Here is a 21,030-nt window from a genome sequence, read left to right as displayed (position 1 = left end):
TCGTGATTTCTGTTGAGTGTTATAAAGGTAAAAAAGTTGCTCTATTTGGATTAGGGAAATCAGGTTTAGCAACAGCACAAGCGCTAATCTCTGGTGGAGCAGAAATTATTGCGTGGGATGATAATCTTGCTGATGTGGAAGCTGCTTGTAAGCAAAATATTGCAACGAGGGATCTTCATCATGAGGATTGGTCGGAATTTGTTGCATTAATCTTAGCACCTGGAGTGCCTTTATTTTATCCGAAGCCCCATTGGGTTGTTGATAAAGCGCGTCAAGAAAATGTAGAAATTATTGGTGATATTGAATTATTTGTCCGCGCGCGAAATCGTTTTTTGCGACAATATGGTTTTTGCGATTGGGATGTTCCATTTATTGCTATTACTGGTACAAACGGTAAATCGACGACCACGACTTTGCTTGTTCATCTTTTAGAACAAATGGGTTATGATGTGCAGATGGGGGGGAATGTTGGAACAGCAATATTAACACTGAAGCCATTTGTTAAAAAACGTATTTATGTTATTGAATGTTCGTCATTTCAGATCGATTTAGCACCTTCTCTTCAACCAACTATCGGTATTTTGTTAAATCTAGCATCGGATCATATTGATCGTCATGGTACCTTTGCTCATTATGCTCAGGTAAAAGGGCTTTTAGTTTCTAGAGCGTCTCATGCTTTAATTTCAGTTGATGATGCGGCTTGTAAAATTTTGTATCAACAACTTGTGGATAAGAAGCATCAAGTTGAGGCTATTTCTAAGAAATATTGTGTTGAAAATGGTTTTTATGCAGAAGGAACGAAACTTTTTTCTGTTCGTCATGGACAGCGCCATATGCTTGTTGATCTTGCTGCGGTTACTTCATTACGCGGTAGTCATAATGCACAAAATGCTCTTATGGCTTTGGCAACATTGCAGGCATTAAAAATTACAGATTCACACTTAGAAAAACATTTAGTTAGTTATGCAGGGCTTGCACATCGTATGCAGCAGGTGTGTAAAATTGGGTCGGTTTTGTTTATCAATGATAGTAAAGCTACCAATGCAGATGCATCCGCTGTTGCTCTTGCTACCTTTAATGATATTTTTTGGATCTTGGGAGGGAAAGCAAAAGAAGGTGGAATTGATACTTTGAGAAAATTTTTTCCTAAAATCCGTAAAGCTTATTTGATTGGGGAAGCAGCAGAAGATTTTGTTCGCGTTATTGGCTCTTCTTTTCCTATTTCAATGAGTTTAACCTTAGAGAATGCTGTGCGTGAAGCTGCTATTGATGCGTCTCATGAAAAGGTGAAAGAGGCAGTTGTTTTATTGTCCCCAGCGTGTGCAAGTTATGATCAGTTTAAGAATTATGAAAGGCGTGGAGAGGCTTTCATATCTTTTGTTATGCAGTTAAATAAACACGAATTGTAAAAAATATTTTACGTTAAGAAACTGGAATCTTTTTCAGTGTAATTCAATTTTTGAGGTACTTGTCAAAAAATAAAGGACCATACCTCTGTAAATAGAATTGTGAAAAGGATAAAGTGCAATGATGTTTACTCGCGCAAATCGAGATCCAATCACGAATTGGTGGTGGACAATTGATCGCTCTATCCTTTCTGCTTGTTTAATCTTAATGGGAATTGGTATCATGTTGTCTTTTGCAGCTAGCCCTGCTGTTGCAAAGAGAATAGGGATTAGTGATAGCTTTTATTTTGTGCGTTGGCATATCATTTTTTGCATTCCCGCGTTTTTTACCATGATAACTATTTCTTTTTTTTCGCCTCGCAATATTTGCCGTCTATGTGCTCTTTTGTTAGTTGTAACGCTTATTCTTATGGTTACAACTTTATTGTTTGGTATTGAAGTCAAAGGAGCACGACGTTGGATTTCCGTGTTTGGTGTTTCTGTACAAGCTTCAGAATTTATGAAGCCGGCTTTTATTGTTATGTCTGCTTGGCTTTTTTCAGATCAGGTACAACGTCGTGGTATTCCTCATTATACGTTAGCCGTTACACTTTATACCGTTTGTTGTATCCTTCTTATTTTACAACCTGATATTGGTCAAACACTTTTAATTAGTGCCGCATGGGGTGGTTTGTTTTTTGTTGCGGGTTTACCTCTTATTATTGTTTTTCTATTGCTTGCTTTAGGTATTTTGGGAGGTTTTCTAGCCTATTTTTTTATTCACCATGTGCGTGAGCGCATCGATGGTTTTTTGACAGGTGAAGGTGATACATTTCAGGTTGATATGGGGCGTGAAGCCATTTTGAATGGCGGATGGTTTGGCCAAGGGCCAGGTGAAGGTACGATTAAACGTATTCTTCCTGATGGTCATACAGATTTTGTTTTCTCTGTGGCAGCCGAGGAATATGGCATTATTTTTTGTTTATTGATTATGGTAATTTTTGGTTTTATCATCATACGCTCACTTTATGTAGCATTAAATACGCGTGACTCATTTACATGTTTGGGTATTACTGGTGTATCAATGGTAATTGGTTTGCAAGCAGCAATTAATATGGCAGTTAATTTGCATTTAATACCTCCAAAGGGTATGACATTGCCATTTATTTCTTATGGTGGCTCATCTATGTTGGCGATTGCTATTTCGATGGGTATTTTGCTAAGTTTAACACGCCGCTGGCCAGAAGCACGATTTTCAGTCTTTGTTCCATCTACCGTTTCGGATGTTATTCATGACAAATAAAAAAGTTATTGTTTTAGTTGCTGGTGGTACAGGTGGGCACCTTTTTCCTGCAGAGGCGCTTGCTGTTGAGTTAAGGCAGCGCGGATATGATGTGCATTTAGCAACAGATGAAAGAGCTAAGCGTTTTGTACGCCATTTTGATGAAAAGCATGTCCATATAATTTCATCAGCAACATTGGTGCGACGTCACCCTTTTGCACTTATAAAAACATTTTGGCTTTTGCTGAGAGGAATGGTTCAGTCATGGGTGCTTTTTCGTAAATTGCGTCCTGTTCTTGTCGGTGGATTTGGTGGCTATCCCACTATTCCTCCAGTTTGGATTGCTGCTTTAACTGGGCATGTAACATTTATTCATGAACAAAATGCTGTTATGGGGCGTGCTAATAGGATGTTAGCAGCTCGAGTGAATGCAATAACAAGTGGTTTGTTGCTCAACAACAAAATACATGCTCATAAAACGTTTGTTATAGGTAATCCTGTTCGTGAAGCTATTCTTAAAGCAGCAGAAATTCCTTATTGTGTTTCTACTGGTACAAAGTCATTTTATTTCCTGGTATTTGGCGGTAGTCAAGGGGCTTCCACTTTTTCACGTATTGTTCCTGAAGCTGTTAAGTTGCTTGATCATGATATACGTCAGCGTTTGTATATTGTTCAGCAAGTTCGCAGTGAAGAGATGGATTTGATGAAAACTTATCAAGCAATAGGAATACAGGCAGAAGTTGCCCCTTTTTTTGATAATATGGCTGAGCATATTGCTCGATCTCATTTTATTATGTCGCGTGCTGGTGCTTCAACAGTTTGTGAAATAGCTATCATTGGTCGGCCAGCTTTACTTATTCCGTATCCGCATGCTCTCGATCATGATCAAGCTGAAAATGCGGCGGTATTTGCTGCAAGAGGTGGAGCACAAATTATGTTAGAAAAAGATTTAAATGCACAGATGCTTTCCTCTCTTTTAACAAAAGTTTGTTATGAACCATATGCATTGGAACAACGAGCGCTTGCTGCGAAAAAAGTTGGAAAACCTCAAGCAACAAAAATTCTTGCAGATATGGCTGAAGCGTTAATTGTAGGAAGATCATTATCAGACATAAAAAGGGAGTTTTTTGATGAAAATACCACTTAATATCGGCCTTATTCATTTTGTAGGCATTGGTGGTATTGGTATGAGCGGAATTGCTGAGGTTTTGCATAACCTTGGTTATAAAGTTCAAGGATCTGATCAAGCTAACAATACAAATATTGAGCGTTTACGAAGTAAAGGGGTCAGCGTTCATATAGGTCATCAGGCTGAAAATCTAAGAGAAGCAGAAGTTGTTGTTATTTCCACTGCGATTAAAAAAACAAATCCTGAATATATAGCTGCCAAGGAAAAGCATTTACCAGTTGTTAAGCGTGCGGAAATGCTTGCTGAATTGATGCGTTTTCGCCAGGCAATTGCTATTGGTGGTACACATGGCAAAACAACCACTACGTCAATGGTAGCTGCACTTCTTGATGCTGGTAATTTTGATCCGATGGTGATTAATGGCGGTATTATCAATGCTTATGGAACCAATGCACGTATGGGGAACGGTAATTGGATGGTGGTTGAAGCTGATGAGAGTGATGGTACATTTTTAAAATTGCCTGCTGACATTGTTGTGGTGACGAATATAGATTCTGAGCATTTAGACCATTATGGGAGTTTTGATGCTATGCGTGAATCTTTTCGACAATTTTTAGAAAATGTGCCTTTTTATGGTTTTGCTGTTGTGTGCCTTGATCATCCAGAGGTTCAGACGTTAGCTAGTCGGATTGATGATCGTTGGGTAATCACGTATGGTGCAAATCCACAAGCAGATGTTCGTTTTTTAAATTTTTCAATGAAAAATAAAAAAGCACATTTTGATGTTCTTATTCGATCACGAAAGACAGGTATACAAACTGAATTGAGAGATTTGGTTTTGCCAATGTCTGGAAAGCATAATGTCTCTAATGCTACTGCAGCGATTGCGATTGCTCATGAGCTTGGAATTTCAGATGAAGTTATTAGAAAAGGATTAGCAGAATTTGGAGGGGTAAAGCGGCGTTTCACCCAAACAGGAAGTTGGCGTGGTATTGATGTATTTGATGACTATGGGCATCATCCCGTTGAAATCAAAGCTGTTTTACGTGCAGCTCGTGAGAGCACAAATGGGCAGGTAATTGCAATTGCTCAACCGCATCGTTATTCGCGTTTGTGCAATTTATTTGATGATTTTGCTACGTGTTTTAATGATGCTGATACAGTCATGATTGCACCGGTGTATGCAGCAGGTGAAGAGCCTATCACTGGTTTTGGTTCTAAAGAACTTGTAGAGCACATACAAATGGCAAGCCACCGTGATGTACGTTTGATTGACGATCTGGAACATGTTGTTTCGATTGTATCTACAATCGCTAAGTCTGGTGATTATGTAGTTTTTCTTGGTGCTGGTAGTATTACACAATGGGCTTATGCATTGCCTAAGCGGTTAGCGGAGCTTGATAACAATGATAAATTTTCAGCCAATTGATGGTGAAAAACTGTTAGCCTGGTTGCAGCCTGTATTAAGTGATATAAGGGGAAAAATAACGCCCAATGTCGAAATGCGCAAGGTAACGTGGTTTCGCACAGGTGGGTTGGCTGAGCTTTTTTATCAGCCTGCTGATGAAGCTGATTTAGCTTTATTTTTTAAAGTGTTACCTGAATCCGTTCCTGTAACAATTGTAGGGATAGGTTCTAATCTTCTTGTGCGTGATGGGGGAATTCCTGGTGTTGTTATTCGTCTTTCAACAAAAAGTTTTGGGCAAATAAAACAGGTTTCTTCAACACGGTTTTTGGTTGGTGCTGCTACAGCGGATAAGCATTTGGCATCAGCAGCTTTAAAAGCAGAGCTTTCTGGTTTTCACTTTTATCATGGGATTCCAGGTAGCTTGGGGGGAGCGTTGAAAATGAATGCTGGAGCTAATGGTGTTGAGACGGCTGAGCGTGTTGTTGAGGTTTATGCACTTGATCGTAAAGGAAAGCGTCATATCTTAAATTTGAGAGATATGAATTATGCTTATCGTCATTGTAATATTCCTGAAGATCTTGTTTTTACTGCTGTTTTGCTGGAGGGAGAGGTAGGGAACAAAGACGATATTCGTGCCGCTATGCATGAAGTTTCTCTTCATCGAGAAACAGTGCAACCCATTCGTGAAAAAACAGGTGGATCAACTTTTCGCAATCTTGAAGATATTTCTGCATGGAAGGTTATTGATGAAGCAGGGTGCCGTGGTTTGCAAATAGGTGGTGCTCAGATGAGCAAAATGCATTGTAATTTTATGATTAATATGGGTGAAGCTACAGGTTATGATCTTGAAAAATTGGGTGAAACAGTGCGTGCTCGTGTTTTCAATCATTCAGCCCATCATTTAGAGTGGGAAATACGACGTATTGGTCAATTTGAGCAAGATCGTATTGTTCTTCCCTTTGATTAATTTCATTGATTTATTCACATCATTAAAAAATTGAGTCATTTCAAAAAGATAAGCAGAATTTTCTATAAAGAATCAATAAATTAATAGAAAAGTTCTTGCTTCATTCTCCAGATTCTGATTCATTAGAGAAATCGCTAGATTGTTGATTCAAAATGATAAATCTAGTTTTTTCTAATATATAGTGATTGGTTGTTTTGCAGGGTATATATATAGTATCTAAAGAAGGATAAGTCTCATGAGAGATAAGCATGTAGCCGTTTTGATGGGAGGGTGGTCATCTGAGCGGTTTGTTAGTTTATCTTCAGGTACTGCTTGTGCAGATATTTTGGAAGCACAGGGGTGTAATGTCGTTCGTGTAGATGTCGATGATCGTATTGTTTCTATTCTTAAGGAATTGCGGCCAACTACTGTTTTTAATGCATTGCATGGGCCGTTTGGTGAGGATGGTTGTATTCAAGGTATCCTTGAATATTTAAAAATTCCTTATACGCATTCTGGAGTGATGGCATCAGCCTTGGCAATGGATAAAGGACGTGCAAAAATTATTGCTGCCAGTGCGGGTGTTTCTGTTGCTCCTTCTTGTGTGATGAGCCGCTTTAGTTTGGGAGAAGAACACCCTATGAAGCCCCCTTATGTAATTAAACCTGTACGTGAAGGATCAAGTTTTGGTGTCATGATTGTGGGGAGTGATGAGACTATTCCACTTCATGACATTATGAGTAATGGGTGGGTTTATGATGACGAGATAATGATTGAAAAATATATTCCAGGGCGTGAACTTACCTGCGCTGTTTTAGGGGATGAAGTCTTGGATGTTTGTGAAATTGTACCCAAAGAGTGTTTCCAGTTCTATGATTATAACTCAAAATATAAATCTGGTGCTTCTTTTCACATTTGTCCTGCAAAACTTTCACCAAATATTTACCAAAATGTGCAAAGAATGTCTTTGGCGGCACATCAAGCTATTGGTTGTCGGGGTGTTAGTCGTTCTGATTTTCGTTTTAATGAAGAGACAGGGGAATTAATTTGGCTTGAAATTAATACGCAGCCGGGTATGACATCGACTTCTCTTGTTCCTGATATTGCAAAAGCGAGTGGTCGTACTTATGGCGATATTGTTAAATGGATAGTGGAGGACGCATCGTGTATGCGCTGAATGTTGAAAAAACAGGTTTTCTGAGAATATTATCAGTGACGGTTTTGCAACGTCTTTACCGTCGCGTATTCTGGTTTTTATTTAAGTGTGTTGCTGGTATTGATGTCCCTCGTCATGCAGGTTCTTTTGCTGTTTTGTCTTTTTTCTTTCTTTCTATACTTTATAGCATTTCATCTGGTGGTTATATGAACCATTTCATGAAAGTCGCAGTATCAAATTCTGGCTTTTTAGTTACTCATGTTGATATGAGTGGCAATAAGCATATGATGGAACAGGATATTTTAAAAATTTTGGGGCTTGATGAATATCCATCAATGATTAGTTTTGATATTGATAGAGCCCGTTTTATTTTGGAACAGCAGCCTTGGGTACGATTAGCTGATGTTCAAAAGATTTATCCTAATCGATTACGTATTTCATTAGTAGAGCGCGAACCCTATGCGGTTTGGCAGCATAATGGCGAAATAAATATTATTGATGATACGGGGTATGTGATTGCACCATTTCAAGCAGATCTCGTTCAGAATTTGTCATTTGTAGTTGGCCAGGGTGCGCATAAGACAGCCAAATTATTTATTCAAGCGCTTTCAGTGTATCCGCAACTACAAAATCGTATTCGTGCTTATGTGCGTGTAGGTGATCGACGTTGGGATCTTTTTTTGGCGAATGGGGTGCGTATTATGTTGCCTGAAAATGGTGCTATTGAAAGGCTTGCTTCTTTTATTGAACAGGGGGTAGCAAAGGATCTTTTTTCGCGTGATGTTTTAAATATTGATTTGCGTCTTTCTGATCGAATAACAGTTTCTTTATCGGATCAAGCATTAACACGTCGTCGTGCTGTTGTATTAGAAGAAGAGCGGCTTTTGAAGATGCTGAAAGCAGGGAGTGTATAATGTTTCTTAACTCACATCATGGAGGATGGCGCAAAACGCGTTTTCTAACAGTTCTTGATGTAGGTTCAAGTAAGATCGTTTGTCTTATTGCCTGTTTGCGTCCTTTAGAACATGTACGGCATTTGCATGGTCGTACGCATTCTATAGAAATTCTAGGTTTTGGTATGCAGCGTTCACGTGGCATTAAATCTGGTATCATAATGGATATGGTTGCAGCAGAGCAATCAATACGTTTAGCTGTTGATGCAGCAGAAAAGATGGCTGGTTTAGTAGTGGATTCAGTGATTGTGAATTTTTCCTCAAGTCGTTTAAAAAGTAGCTTTATCAATGGTACAGTGTGTTTAGATGGGCGTGAAGTGACTCCATACGATGTACGTATGGCATTAGCAGATGTTTCTCGCAAAGCTTTTGAAGCTGAACATCATATTGTGCATACAGTTCCAGCTTTTTACGCATTAGATGGTAATAAAGGGATTGTTGATCCTATTGGGATGATAGGAGAAACACTCGGTGTGAATGTACATGTTGTAACAGCAGAAACAGCACCTTTGCGTAATTTAGAAACTTGTATTAACCGTGCTCATTTGAGCGTTGAAGCAATGGTAGCAACACCTTTTGCTAGTGGTCTTTCGGTCTTAATTAATGATGAGGCGCGTTTAGGAGCTGCATGTATTGATCTGGGTGGTGGAACGACAACACTTTCAGTGTTTTCTGAAGGAAAATTCGTTCATGCGGATGTTCTTCCAATTGGAGGACATCACGTGACTCTTGATGTTGCGCGTGGTTTTTCTATGTCTATTGAAGAAGCAGAGCGTTTAAAAATTGTATATGGTTCAACGTTTTTAGTAAGTGCCGATGATCGCCGTATGATTAATGTATTAGAAATTGGCAATGGACATCATGAAACTGAGTATCCACGTGCTGTTCTTGGTCGTATTATTCGTGCACGTGTTGAAGAAATATTGGAGATGATGCGTGATCGTTTGAACCGTTCTGGTTTTGGGCACATCATCGGTAAACGTGTTATTTTGACTGGGGGAGCAAGTCAGTTAACAGGATTGCCAGAGATGGCACGTAATATATTGGGAAGAAATGTTCGTATAGGACGGCCTTTAGGTATTTCTAGGCTTCCTTCCTTTGCAAAAGGGGCGACATTTTCATCTGCTGTTGGATTATTAATTTATCCTCAGTTGGTGGGTTTTGAGAAAAAGACAGTTCAAACTGCAGTTAAATATTTATCGACAGGGAGAGGTAAGTATTTTCAGCGTGTTGGTCAGTGGTTATGTAAGACTTTTTGAGTAAATTTGTTTTAGAAATATTAATTTCCATCGCTTTGGATTGCGGTGTTGTATAGGAAGGAAAAGAAAATGACAATTAATCTGCACCGGCCAGATATTGCTGAATTAAAGCCGCGCATTACCGTTTTTGGCGTTGGGGGTGGTGGTGGAAATGCTGTAAATAATATGATTAATGCGGGTCTTCAAGGTGTTGATTTTGTTGTTGCTAATACGGATGCACAGGCTTTAGCTATGTCAAAAGCTGAACGTGTGATCCAGCTTGGTGCGGCAGTGACAGAGGGATTAGGAGCTGGTGCTTTACCAGAAGTTGGGCAAGCTGCTGCAGATGAATGTATTGATGAAATTATTGATCACATTGCAGATTCTCATATGGTTTTTATTACAGCAGGTATGGGAGGAGGGACAGGAACGGGAGCAGCGCCTGTTGTTGCTCGTGCAGCACGTGAAAAAGGTATTTTGACCGTCGGCGTTGTGACAAAGCCTTTTCAGTTTGAAGGTGCGCGTCGCATGAAGACAGCAGAGGTAGGTATAGAGGAATTACAAAAATCCGTTGATACATTGATTGTTATTCCTAACCAGAATTTATTTCGCATTGCGAATGAAAAGACAACATTTGCTGATGCTTTTGCTATGGCTGATCAGGTTCTTTATTCTGGGGTTGCTTCTATTACAGATTTGATGATTAAAGAGGGTTTAATTAATCTAGATTTTGCTGATGTTCGTTCTGTTATGCATGAAATGGGTCGTGCAATGATGGGCACTGGTGAGGCATCTGGTGAAGGGCGTGCTTTAGCTGCTGCTGAAGCTGCTATTGCAAATCCTCTATTAGATGAAACCTCTATGTGTGGAGCTCGTGGTCTTTTGATTTCCATTACTGGTGGCCGTGATATGACTTTATTTGAAGTAGATGAAGCTGCTAATCGTATTCGCGAAGAAGTTGATGCTGATGCGAATGTTATCTTTGGTGCTATTGATGATGAGTCGCTTGAGGGTGTTATTCGTGTATCGGTTGTTGCAACAGGTATTGATCGTTTGGCTAGTGATGTAGCTCAGCCTTCTCATTCTAAATTTCAGAAGTCCGTATCTTCAGTTCGTAAAAATGACTCTGGAATCAATCAGACAGTTTCTCATCCTCAGTCATCACAATTGCGTCCTGAATCAATGGTTGAGACAATTGAATCTCTTGAAGTTGAAGTGAGCCAGAGTCAGCCAGTTGAAGAGATGTTTTCTCCAAAGAGCCAAATTTTTTCTAAACCTATAAATACAACTGCTGCCTCAAGTAGGGGTGCTGCTACTTATCCTTTTGGACATGGACAAAGTGATATTTATGGGAAGATATCAAATGCACCACGTATGCAGGTTAACAGTGTTTCTCAGCAGTCTACGGCAGCAGCAGTGAGTATGGAAGCAACGACGCATATTCTTAGTGAAATGACTAATATTGTAGAGCAAAGTGAGGAAAAAAAAGTCCAGGTTCAGCCTTATGTAGTGCCAACGCGTGTACCTGAGTTGAAAGACTTTCCTCCCTTTACTCATGGTCAGGGGATACATTCTTCTGGTTTAGAACAAGGACCACGCAGTCTTTGGCAGCGTTTAAAGCAAAGCTTAACATACCGTGAAGAAATTGAGCCAGAAGCTCGATTAGAGCCTGCTGTGAAACCTCTCCAGAATGAAGAGTCTCACGTTTTCAATAAAAACATGCAAAAAGTGTTTTCTCAGGATTCTTCTGTTTATGCTCCACACCGTTCTATAAAGTCGCAGTCACATGCGCTACAAGACCAGCGTACTTTTGTCAGTGAAGAAGATCAATTGGAAATACCAGCATTTTTGCGTCGCCAAGCGAATTAATGAATAAAAAAGTTGAAAGAGAGAAGATTTTTGTATTTTTTATAATGAAGCAAAGATTTTTTGTTCTTAAAAGACATATTGAGCTTTTATAAGGGCTTTTAATCCTTATTGTAAACCCGTTTATAATAAACGGGTTTATATTTATTATTGAAGATAGTTTTTAGAGATTTTATTCAAATCTTCAAAAACTGTAAAAGCTCTATGAAGTGATGTGATACAGTGATGAAAAAATATCAATCAACTTTGAAAAATGCAGTAACATTTGAAGGATATGGTGTTCATAGTGGCAATGTATCTGTGGTTAGGATTTATCCCGCTGATGTCGATGATGGTGTTATTTTTAAGCGTTGTGGAATAGGTAAAAGTGAACAAATATTGCGAGCACATGCACTGCAGATAGGAGAAACTGAATTATCAACAACCCTTAGGTCTGGGGATGTAAGAGTTGAGACTATTGAACATGTGATGGCAGCTATTGCTGCCTATAGTTTAGATAACCTTGTTATTAAGGTATCGAGCAGTGAGATGCCGATTTTAGATGGAGCCTCATGGCAGTATTGTCAAGCTTTTGAACAAGTTGGTATTGTGCAGCAGCCAGCATTGCGTTCTTATTTTATCATAAAAAAGTCAGTGCGGGTTGAAACAGAGAGTGGTTTTGCAGAGTTTTTACCGTTTGATGGATGTTGTTTTGACGTTATGATTGATTTTTCTTCACCTGCTATTGGTAAACAACAGCTTAATTTTGATCTCAGCTCACAAGGGTTTTTAAATGACTTATCACGTGCACGTACTTTTGGTTTTGTTAAAGATGTAGAAAAATTATGGGCTTCTGGAAAGGGATTAGGTGCTTCTTTAGAAAATTCTCTTATCATTGGTTTTGATAATCAAATCATTAATCCAGAAGGTACGTATTTTGATGATGAGTTTGTTCGACATAAAATGCTTGATGCAGTTGGCGATACTTCTTTACTTGGAGCGCCTTTTATTGGGTTATTTCGCTCATACTGTAGTGGACATGCGCTTAATTCGCAATTAGTTAAAGCTGTTTTGGCGGATGAATCATGTTATGAGAAAATTACTTTATAAGTAGAATAAAAGAAAATTTAAAAATTTTTCTTTAGTATATTTGATTTTAAAGAAGATAATTGATCTAAAAACGCTAAATGCGCTAATGACTTTTGATATGATGTAACATAAAGCTTTTTAATGTATGGCTTTTATTACAAGATAGTATTTTCGTGAGGCTAGGGAAATTATGACGAAATCTAGTGTATATGTTGGAAATATGGTCCGTAGGAAATCTAACATTGTGCGTAAGATCTTAATTGGAGTTTGTGGAGGAGGAATTTTCTTATTGGCCGGCTGTTGGTTCAAAGATAAAAATGCCCTTGATCCAGCTGTACATGTTTTAAAAAACGATTCGCTGGATGTATTGTATGCTCAAGCTCTTTCTCATTTTAATTCAGGGAAATTTGATGAAGCATTGAAGAAATTTTCTGTTATTGAAGAGCAACATACTTATACTGAGTGGGGTCGTAAATCTTTGATAATGAGTGCTTCCACAAATTACCGGCTTGCTAAATATGATGATGCAATTAGTATGGCACAACGTTATATTACTCTTTATCCGACTGCAGGTGATGCTGCTTATGCTTATTATCTGATTGGTCTTTCTTCTTTCCAGCAGATCTCTGATGTTACGCGTGATCAACAAGATACCAAGCGTGCTATTGCTGCTATGCAACTCCTCATAGAACGCTATCCGGAATCTGGTTACGTCAAGGATGCTAGAGCTAAAATACTTTTTGGTCGAGAGCAGTTAGCTGGCCAAGAAATGCAAATTGGTCGTTATTATGAAAAAGGTCAGCAGTATTTAGCAGCCAGTAGGAGGTTCCGTACGGTCATTGAAGAATATTCAGATACAAAGCAAATTGAGGAGGCACTTTTCCGGTTCACAGAAGTGAGTTTTTCTCTTGGTTTAATTGAGGAAGCGCAAACAGCTGCGGTTATGTTAGAGCGTCATTATCCCAAAAGTAGCTGGTATAAATTTGCTATTGATTTGTTAAAAAAGAATAATGTGGTGCCACGAGAGCATAAATCTTCTTGGATCTCACATGCTTTGAGTGGTGATAAAGATAAGGCGCATTGATTTCATATGCTGGTGCAGCTTTCGATTTATGATATTGTTTTAATCGAAAAGCTCGATGTTAATTTTTCAGCGGGCTTATCGATTTTAACTGGGGAAACGGGGGCTGGAAAATCTATTTTACTTGATTCTTTATCCTTATCTCTTGGTGGGCGTGGAGATGCTTCGCTTGTGCGTCATGGTGCAGTACAAGGGCAGGTGATAGCTGTTTTTGATGTTCCCGTTTCACATCCTGTGCGTCAGCTGATACGTGAAAACGGTTTTGATGATAAAGGTGATATAATTTTACGACGTGTACAATCAAATGATGGTCGTAGTCGTGCTTTTATTAATGATCAAGTAGTTAGCATTTCTTTAATGCGCAATGTTGGTCGTATGTTGGTTGAAATTCATGGCCAACATGATGATCGTGCGCTTGTTGATGCGAACACGTATCGTCAGTTATTAGATTCTTTTGGCCAGCTTGACGGTGATGTAAGCAATGTACGTAAATGTTATCAGATATGGCGTGAGTTGGAACAACGTGTGCAACAACAGCGTGTCAGAGTGGAAAATGCTGCACGTGAGGCTGATTATCTTCGTGCAAGTATAGAGGAACTTGATAAGCTTGAGTTTAAAATTGGTGAAGAAGAAGAGCTATCTTTACGCCGTTCAGATATGCTTAAATTAGAAAAAATAGCGGCAGATATAAAAGAAGCCAATGATTTCTTCAATGGTCAAAAATCACCAATTCCTGTTTTATCAAATTTAATGAGACGGTTGGAGCGAAAAATTGATGAAGCGCAAGTATTAATTGAACCTATCGTAAAATCCATTGATGATGCATTGTGCGCACTTGAAATAGCGCAAGAAGGTATTGAAACTGCAATGCAGGCATTGGATTTTGATATTAGTGAATTAGAACGTATAGAAGAGCGTCTTTTTGCACTTCGGGGATTAGCGCGCAAATACCATATTTCTGTAGATGAATTAGCTCAGTTACGAGATAAAATGAATACGGATCTTGCAGATTTTGAGACTGCTCAGATCACATTGGAGCATCTAGAAGTGGAAGTGCAGGAAGCACAAAAAAATTATGACACATTAGCACAAGATCTTTCTGTAAAACGCAAGGAAGTCGCACGTCGTTTATCTGAAAGTGTTATGATTGAGTTACCAGCTTTGAAATTGGAAAAGGCCGAATTTATTGTTAAAATACAAAGTGATGCTGAAAAGCGTAGTGCAGATGGTATAGACCGTGTTGAATATTGGGTGAAAACAAATCCTGGAACACGAGCTGGGCCCATGTTAAATGTGGCTTCTGGTGGTGAGCTATCTCGTTTTTTATTGGCATTAAAGGTTGTATTAGTTGATTGCGGGTCAGCACCTACACTGATTTTTGATGAGATAGACACAGGGGTAGGTGGGGCTGTTGCAGCCGCAATTGGCCAACGGTTACTACGTTTATCAAAAGATGTTCAGGTTTTTGCTGTTACACATGCACCACAGGTAGCCTCTAAAGCACATAGTCATTTTCTTATTTCAAAAATTGAAGAGAGTGATGGAAGGCATTTTGTTACGGACATTCGTAAATTGGAGAAGCATGAACGTGCAGAAGAAATTGCACGTATGTTAGCAGGAGAACAGATCACGGAAGAGGCACGTGCAGCAGCACAAAAGCTTTTAGCACAGATGTAATGATTATCATTGATAAATGATCGATAGTGATACAGGTAAGCAATATTTTTAGACTTTTGTCGCTCAAAAAGTGGAAATTTGTACTGATTATAGTACGTGATTAGAAGAGAATTTATGGATAAGGATGCGATCAAAAATTTAACTGCTCTCGAAGCAGAACGTGAGTTAGAGTGGTTAGCAAAAGAAATTGCACGTCACGATGTGCTTTATAACAATCATGATCAGCCTGAAATTTCTGATGCACAGTATGATGCTCTTCGTCGTCGTAATATGGAAATTGAGACTCTATTTCCTGAATTGGTTCGAGCAGATTCTCCTTCATATAAAGTTGGTGCTCCGATTTCTGAAAGATTTGAAAAATCTGTTCATGCACAGGCGATGTTATCCCTTGATAATGCGTTTAGTTCTGAGGATGTTCATGAATTTGTTGAGCGTGTTCGTCGTTTTTTACGACTTCCAGTAACAAAAACATTGGAGATGACAGCTGAACCGAAAATTGATGGTCTGTCTTTGTCTTTACGTTATGAAAAAGGAAAGCTTGTGTGTGCAGCAACCCGTGGTGATGGGTATGTAGGCGAAAATGTCACTGTGAATGCACGAACACTTCCTGATATTCCTCAGGTTTTACAAGGTGATTTTCCTGATATTCTTGAGGTTCGTGGTGAAGTGTATATGAAACACAGTGATTTCCAAGACCTTAATGTGGATCAACAAGAAAAAGGAAAGTTGATTTTTGCTAATCCTAGAAACGCTGCTGCAGGTTCTTTGCGCCAACTCGATACGCGAATGACTGCTCGTAGAAAACTTAAATTTTTTGCTTATGGTTGGGGTGAAGTGAGTAAAATGCCAGCTGAAAGCCAAATGGAGATGGTAAAGAAGCTAAAAGAATATGGCTTTGTTATCAACCCATTAACAAAGGTTTTTAAGGCATTAGAAGACCTTATTTCATATTATCATTTTCTCGAAGAATGTCGTCAACACTTAGACTATGATATTGATGGGGTTGTGTACAAGGTTAATGATTTGCTGTTGCAAACGCGTTTAGGCAATGTGTCTCGTTCACCACGGTGGGCGATTGCACATAAATTTCCAGCAGAAAAAGCAATGGCGCTTCTAGAAAATATTGATATTCAAATAGGTCGAACAGGAGCATTAACGCCCGTCGCGCGTCTTGCACCTATTACGGTAGGTGGAGTTGTGGTTACTAATGCAAGCTTGCATAATGAAGATTATATTAAGGGGGTTGGGAGTAAAAGTGAATCTATTCGCGAAGGGCGTGATATACGTATAGGTGATACAGTTATTGTACAGCGTGCGGGTGATGTCATTCCTCAGATTATTGATGTTATAATTGAAAAGCGTCCAAAAGATGCCTCTCCTTTTATTTTCCCCTTTCTTTGTCCTGCTTGTGGGAGTCACGCTGTTCGTGAAGTAGGTGAAGCGGTGCGCCGGTGTACGGGTGGGCTTATTTGTCCAGCGCAAGCGATTGAACGTATTCGTCATTTTATTTCACGTAATGCTTTTGATATTGAGGGGCTTGGTGAAAAACAGGTAGCATTTTTTTTTCATGCTCAAGATGAGACGCTACGTATTCACTCACCAGCTGATATTTTTACTTTACAAAAACGCCAAGAAAAATCTTTAACACGCTTAGAAAATATGGAAGGTTTTGGAACTCTTTCTGTTCGCAAACTTTATGATGCTATTAATGCTCGCCGAAAAATTCCTTTAAACCGCTTTTTATTTGCATTAGGCATTCGTCATGTTGGAGAAGTCAATGCACGGCGTCTTGCACGGGCCTATCAAAATTATAATGCTTTTGAGACTGCAGCGATGACAGCACTAATGCCATGCAATAAGGAAAATGAAGGCAATGAGGAATGGGTAGAACTGACGAGTATCGAAGGGATTGGAGCTCGTGTTGGTAAAGCGATTATTGATTTTTATCAGGAAACTCATAATCGTGATGTTTTATCGAGTTTGCTTCAAGAAGTAACACCTCTTCCTGAGGAGGCCGCAGTAGCAGATTATTCTCCTGTTTCAGGAAAGACGATTGTTTTTACAGGAACTTTGGTGCATATGTCACGTGATGAAGCAAAAGTGTTAGCAGAACGATTAGGAGCCAAAGCATCTGGTTCCATTTCTAAAAAGACTGATCTTTTGGTTGCAGGGATGGGAGCCGGATCAAAATTAACGAAAGCAAAAGAGTTAGGTATTGAAATTCTGGATGAAGAAAGTTGGCTTCAGTTAATCAATCAGCATCATATTTAAAGATTTTTTGCAAAATAATATTGATGATACGCTTATACATTAGCGCTATTGGCTATGTGAGTACACCAAAAATTCTGGTAATTTTTTAATTTTTCTTTCTAAGATCAGCTTTTTATTTCTCATTGCTGTGAAGTTATCGTATTTTAAGAAATTAAAAACTGTTTCTCAAAAAAGTGTTTTTTGAATAAAGGAAATGCATATAAATTTTATTTGATCAAAGAGGCATTGTCGCTTCTTTCAGCCATTGTCTATCTTCTTTATTTAGATAAGGTGCACTGACTTGATAAATGTGGGTATGGTAATCATTAAGCCACTGTCGTTCCTGCATTGTTAGAAGCTCTGGTAAAATTAACCGGCGATCAATAGGGCAATTTGTCAGTGTTTCAAACGACAGCATGTCTATATCGCCAGAAATAATTGTTTGTGCTGGTTTTACAATCATCAAATTTTCAATACGGATACCGAAAGTCCCTTCACGATAATAGCCAGGTTCATTAGAGACGATCATTCCAGGGATGAGTTCTTGGCTGCCACGACATGAGAGATTTTGTGGTCCTTCATGAACAGAAAGATAGGAACCAACTCCATGACCAGTCCCATGTGCATAATCAAAACCAGCTTTCCATAATTCAATACGTGCTAAAACATCAATATCTTGTCCGCGTGTTCCTTTTGGAAAGCGTGCCGTTGAAAGAGCAATCATACCTTTGAGAACAAGGGTAAAACAGCATTTTTCTTCTTCTCCAACATGACCGATAGCTACTGTACGGGTGACATCTGTTGTGCCATCACGATATTGTCCGCCGGAATCAACAAGATAAAGTTCACCAGCATTTAGTAATTTATTTGTCTCAGTCGTTACACGATAATGAATAATGGCGCCATGTTTCCCTGTTGCTGAAATGGTATCAAAGGAAAGATCTTCAAGTTTTACACCCATTTCTTTTGCTGTTATTATGCGAAATTCTTCTAATTTTTGGGCAGCAGAAATTTCACTGATTGTTCCTGGTATTTGTTTATCTAACCAAGACAAAAAACGGATAAGTGCTAAGCCATCGCGTAAATGTGCTTTGCGTGCTCCATTCAGCTCTGTGTTATTTTTAATAGCACGTGGTAAGGAAGCAGGATCAGAAAGTGTAATGAAAGGACTGCCTCTTTCCTCAATAACGGTACGCAATTTTTCACAAGTAAGCATTGGATCTAAGGCAAAAATCGTTCCTGCTTGAGCGTGGTCTTTGATTGTTGGAATGAATTCTTCTGGTTCACATAATCTTGCATGGCGTTTTAGATATTCTTTTTGTTCCACACCAAGTTTTTTGTCATCAATAAATAGGATTGGCATTTCTTTAATGAGAATGAGTGCAAAACAAAGAGTAAAAGGTGTGTTGGAAATATCATTGCCACGTATGTTAAATGTCCATGCAATAGAGGCAGGATCTGTGAAAATAAATGCATTCGCACCGGCCTTCTGTATATCTTTGCAAATTAGTGCTAATTTCTCATGAGTATTACATCCTGCATATTCGAGAGGATGAAGCGATAAAGCAGATTGAGGTAAGGATGGTTGATTATGCCAAATGAGATCAATCAGATTTGTTTTGCTTTCTACAAGTTTGCCATTTCCTTGTTCTAATGCTTTTTTTAACGTTGCTGTGGCAGAAATAGTGTGAAGCCACGGATCAAAGCCGATAGAAAGTTTTTGCCCATTTTTTTCAAGCCATTGTGATAGTGAGCAAGTTGTCAAATCTTCATAATCAAAAATATGAGGATCAGTCTGTTGGCGAACTTGGAGTGTATAACGCCCATCTGTGAATATGATGGCTTTATTTTTTAAAATTAGTGCTATGCCAGCTGATCCAGTAAAGCCGGTTAGCCAGCTAAGGCGTTGAGCATGCAGGGGGATATGTTCTCCTTGATGTTCATCTGTACGTGGTACCAGAAAGCCATCTAATCCAAAGTGATCAAGCTGCATGCGAAGAGCAGAAATACGTTCTGCAGCGTGGGCTGGATTTGTTATGGCTTCAAAAGATTGATACACAACGACATTCTTTTCTTTTATTGTAGATGTACAGTAACCCACCCTTGGCGGTGGTATGTTTCAATATGTTTTAGGCCTTGCTGTACATAAGCTTGTAAAACATTGTCTTGTTGTTCTTCGAGAATTCCAGACAAGATAATAGATCCATTTTTTTGCAGTGCCTTTACCATTTCTTCTGCAAGTTCAATGAGAGGGTTCGCTAGGATATTGGCAACAATGAGATCAAAAGGCACACACGGTACAGTCTCTTTATCATCATAGTTAAAGCCTGACGCTATAACGGCTGTGACATGTTTTTCTACGCCATTAAGTTTAATATTGTGTTGTGCGACTTGAATAGCAATTGGATCAATATCAGATGCAAGTACAGGAATAGGCTTGAGCATAGCAATAGCAATGGCTAATACGCCACTGCCAGTACCAAGATCAAGAGCATTTTGTGGGTTTTCATTTTGAACGACTTTGGTAATCATTTCTAAACAACCAGATGTTGTTCCATGATGGCCTGTACCAAAGGCTTGACCAGCTTCAATTTCAATGGAAAAAACATTGGAAGGAATTTTATCTCGGTCATGATGTCCATGAAGGAAGAAACGGCCTGCATGCACGGGTTTTAGCTCTTCAAAACTCTTTTTTACCCAATCAATGTCAGGTAAAATTTCTATATTAATTTTACTTGGATCCAAAGATAGAATGCGTGCAAAGTCTTTACGAACATTGTCTTGATTATTTTTATCAACATAAAGTGAAAGTTCATAAAGAGCCTTTTCTTCGTCTATTTCAGCAAGAACAAGAGGATATCCTTCTTCATCAAAAGCATTTTCTATGAGATTATAAAACTGCTCAGCTTCTTTTTTATAAGCAGCACAATATAGGCGAATTTGTTGTGACATATTATTTTTCTATGAAGTTTTTTTAATTAGTTTGAGGCAAGCTTCCTAAGCCGTGTAATCGCTATATCATCTTTTAATTCGTCTTCTTCAGCATTATAAGGGATAATACCAGCTAATTTTCCACCTTTTTTAAGCAAAAAGATTGCAGATGTATGATTGTAGGTATAGTTATCATCATTTGTTCCAGGGATTTTTTCAGAAACAATATTAAAAGAATTTACCATTGCATGAACCTTTTCAGGATTTCCACTGATCCCGACGACTTTATCAGTAAAGTTACTTAGATATTCGTGGAGTATTTCCGGAGTGTCATGTTCAGGATCAATTGTAACAAACCATATGCCTAATTTATCAGCGTTGGGGCCAATTGCTGTGAGCCACCGGCTAAGATCAGCAAGCGTAGTCGGGCAGCTTTCAGGGCACGTCGTGTAGCCAAAGAAAAGGACGGCAGGTCTACTGCGAATATCGGCTTCAGTAACGATTTGTTCATTGGAAGAAGTGAGTGTAAAATTATCCCCTAAAGGTTTATTTTTCAATGCATCATAAATAAAAACACCCGCTAAAAATACGACGCTTAGGCCTAGGATATACAACACATTTTTCATGACTTCACTTCCTTGCAAGGTTAAAAAATGATAA

General features: G+C 38.8%; 16 protein-coding genes. 13 read left to right on the top strand and 3 right to left on the bottom strand.

Going from position 1 to position 21,030, the window contains the following annotated elements; genetic code table 11:
* The first annotated feature begins 2 nt into the window (after nt 1–2).
* From murD to ligA, 13 genes are all read left to right on the top strand, one after another.
* Complete coding sequence (gene murD, locus H710_RS04950; RefSeq protein WP_041849723.1) at nt 3–1,409, top strand: UDP-N-acetylmuramoyl-L-alanine--D-glutamate ligase; 1,407 nt, start codon at nt 3–5, stop codon at nt 1,407–1,409.
* A gap of 121 nt (nt 1,410–1,530) precedes the next feature.
* Nucleotides 1,531–2,688, top strand: a complete 1,158-nt coding sequence (locus tag H710_RS04945; protein WP_196295858.1) for an FtsW/RodA/SpoVE family cell cycle protein — start codon at nt 1,531–1,533, stop codon at nt 2,686–2,688.
* Nucleotides 2,678–3,814: an undecaprenyldiphospho-muramoylpentapeptide beta-N-acetylglucosaminyltransferase gene (gene murG / locus H710_RS04940; RefSeq protein ID WP_041849721.1), complete on the top strand. Its 1,137-nt coding sequence runs from the start codon at nt 2,678–2,680 to the stop codon at nt 3,812–3,814. Before H710_RS04945 ends, murG begins: the two co-directional genes overlap by 11 nt.
* Nucleotides 3,798–5,225, top strand: a complete 1,428-nt coding sequence (murC, locus tag H710_RS04935; protein ID WP_041849720.1) for a UDP-N-acetylmuramate--L-alanine ligase — start codon at nt 3,798–3,800, stop codon at nt 5,223–5,225. The genes murG and murC overlap by 17 nt, the downstream gene beginning before the upstream one ends.
* Entirely contained in the window at nt 5,203–6,171 is a 969-nt protein-coding gene (gene murB, locus H710_RS04930) for a UDP-N-acetylmuramate dehydrogenase (RefSeq protein ID WP_041849719.1), read from the top strand. Before murC ends, murB begins: the two co-directional genes overlap by 23 nt.
* A 235-nt stretch (nt 6,172–6,406) precedes the next feature.
* Nucleotides 6,407–7,327: a D-alanine--D-alanine ligase gene (locus H710_RS04925; protein WP_041849718.1), complete on the top strand. Its 921-nt coding sequence runs from the start codon at nt 6,407–6,409 to the stop codon at nt 7,325–7,327.
* Complete coding sequence (locus H710_RS04920; RefSeq protein WP_196295855.1) at nt 7,294–8,220, top strand: cell division protein FtsQ/DivIB; 927 nt, start codon at nt 7,294–7,296, stop codon at nt 8,218–8,220. Before H710_RS04925 ends, H710_RS04920 begins: the two co-directional genes overlap by 34 nt.
* Complete coding sequence (gene ftsA, locus H710_RS04915; protein WP_041849716.1) at nt 8,220–9,518, top strand: cell division protein FtsA; 1,299 nt, start codon at nt 8,220–8,222, stop codon at nt 9,516–9,518. Before H710_RS04920 ends, ftsA begins: the two co-directional genes overlap by 1 nt.
* Nucleotides 9,519–9,587: 69 nt before the next feature.
* Nucleotides 9,588–11,366 carry a cell division protein FtsZ gene (ftsZ, locus tag H710_RS04910; protein WP_041849715.1) on the top strand — a complete coding sequence of 593 codons (1,779 nt, stop codon included), beginning with the start codon at nt 9,588–9,590 and terminating at the stop codon, nt 11,364–11,366.
* A gap of 222 nt (nt 11,367–11,588) precedes the next feature.
* Entirely contained in the window at nt 11,589–12,452 is an 864-nt protein-coding gene (gene lpxC / locus H710_RS04905; RefSeq protein WP_196295857.1) for a UDP-3-O-acyl-N-acetylglucosamine deacetylase, read from the top strand.
* Nucleotides 12,453–12,621: 169 nt separating this feature from the next.
* Nucleotides 12,622–13,515 (top strand): outer membrane protein assembly factor BamD, encoded by an 894-nt coding sequence (locus H710_RS04900; RefSeq protein ID WP_041849713.1) that lies wholly within the window; start codon nt 12,622–12,624, stop codon nt 13,513–13,515.
* 6 nt (nt 13,516–13,521) lie between these two features.
* Entirely contained in the window at nt 13,522–15,189 is a 1,668-nt protein-coding gene (recN, locus tag H710_RS04895) for a DNA repair protein RecN (protein WP_041849712.1), read from the top strand.
* Nucleotides 15,190–15,303: 114 nt separating this feature from the next.
* On the top strand, nt 15,304–17,460 hold the full coding sequence (gene ligA / locus H710_RS04890; protein ID WP_041849711.1) for an NAD-dependent DNA ligase LigA: 2,157 nt from the start codon (nt 15,304–15,306) through the stop codon (nt 17,458–17,460).
* A gap of 214 nt (nt 17,461–17,674) precedes the next feature.
* Here ligA and H710_RS04885 read toward each other — a convergent pair whose 3' ends face one another.
* From H710_RS04885 to H710_RS04875, 3 genes are read right to left on the bottom strand one after another with little or no spacing between them, the layout of a single operon-like run.
* A complete protein-coding gene (locus H710_RS04885; protein ID WP_041849710.1) occupies nt 17,675–19,498 on the bottom strand; it encodes an aminopeptidase P family protein in 1,824 nt (607 codons plus the stop codon).
* Nucleotides 19,499–19,515: 17 nt separating this feature from the next.
* Nucleotides 19,516–20,391, bottom strand: a complete 876-nt coding sequence (locus tag H710_RS04880; RefSeq protein WP_041849709.1) for a 50S ribosomal protein L11 methyltransferase — start codon at nt 20,389–20,391, stop codon at nt 19,516–19,518.
* Between the two features lie 26 nt (nt 20,392–20,417).
* The gene (locus tag H710_RS04875) at nt 20,418–20,996 is read right to left on the bottom strand and encodes an SCO family protein (RefSeq protein ID WP_041849708.1); all 579 of its coding nucleotides are present in this window, start codon (nt 20,994–20,996) and stop codon (nt 20,418–20,420) included.
* Between the last annotated feature and the right edge of the window lie 34 nt (nt 20,997–21,030).

This window comes from Bartonella bacilliformis Ver097 (assembly GCF_000709795.1).
Lineage (GTDB): Bacteria > Pseudomonadota > Alphaproteobacteria > Rhizobiales > Rhizobiaceae > Bartonella > Bartonella bacilliformis_A.
Note: the sequence above shows the minus strand (reverse complement) of the source record. Positions and strands in the feature narration are given on the sequence as shown.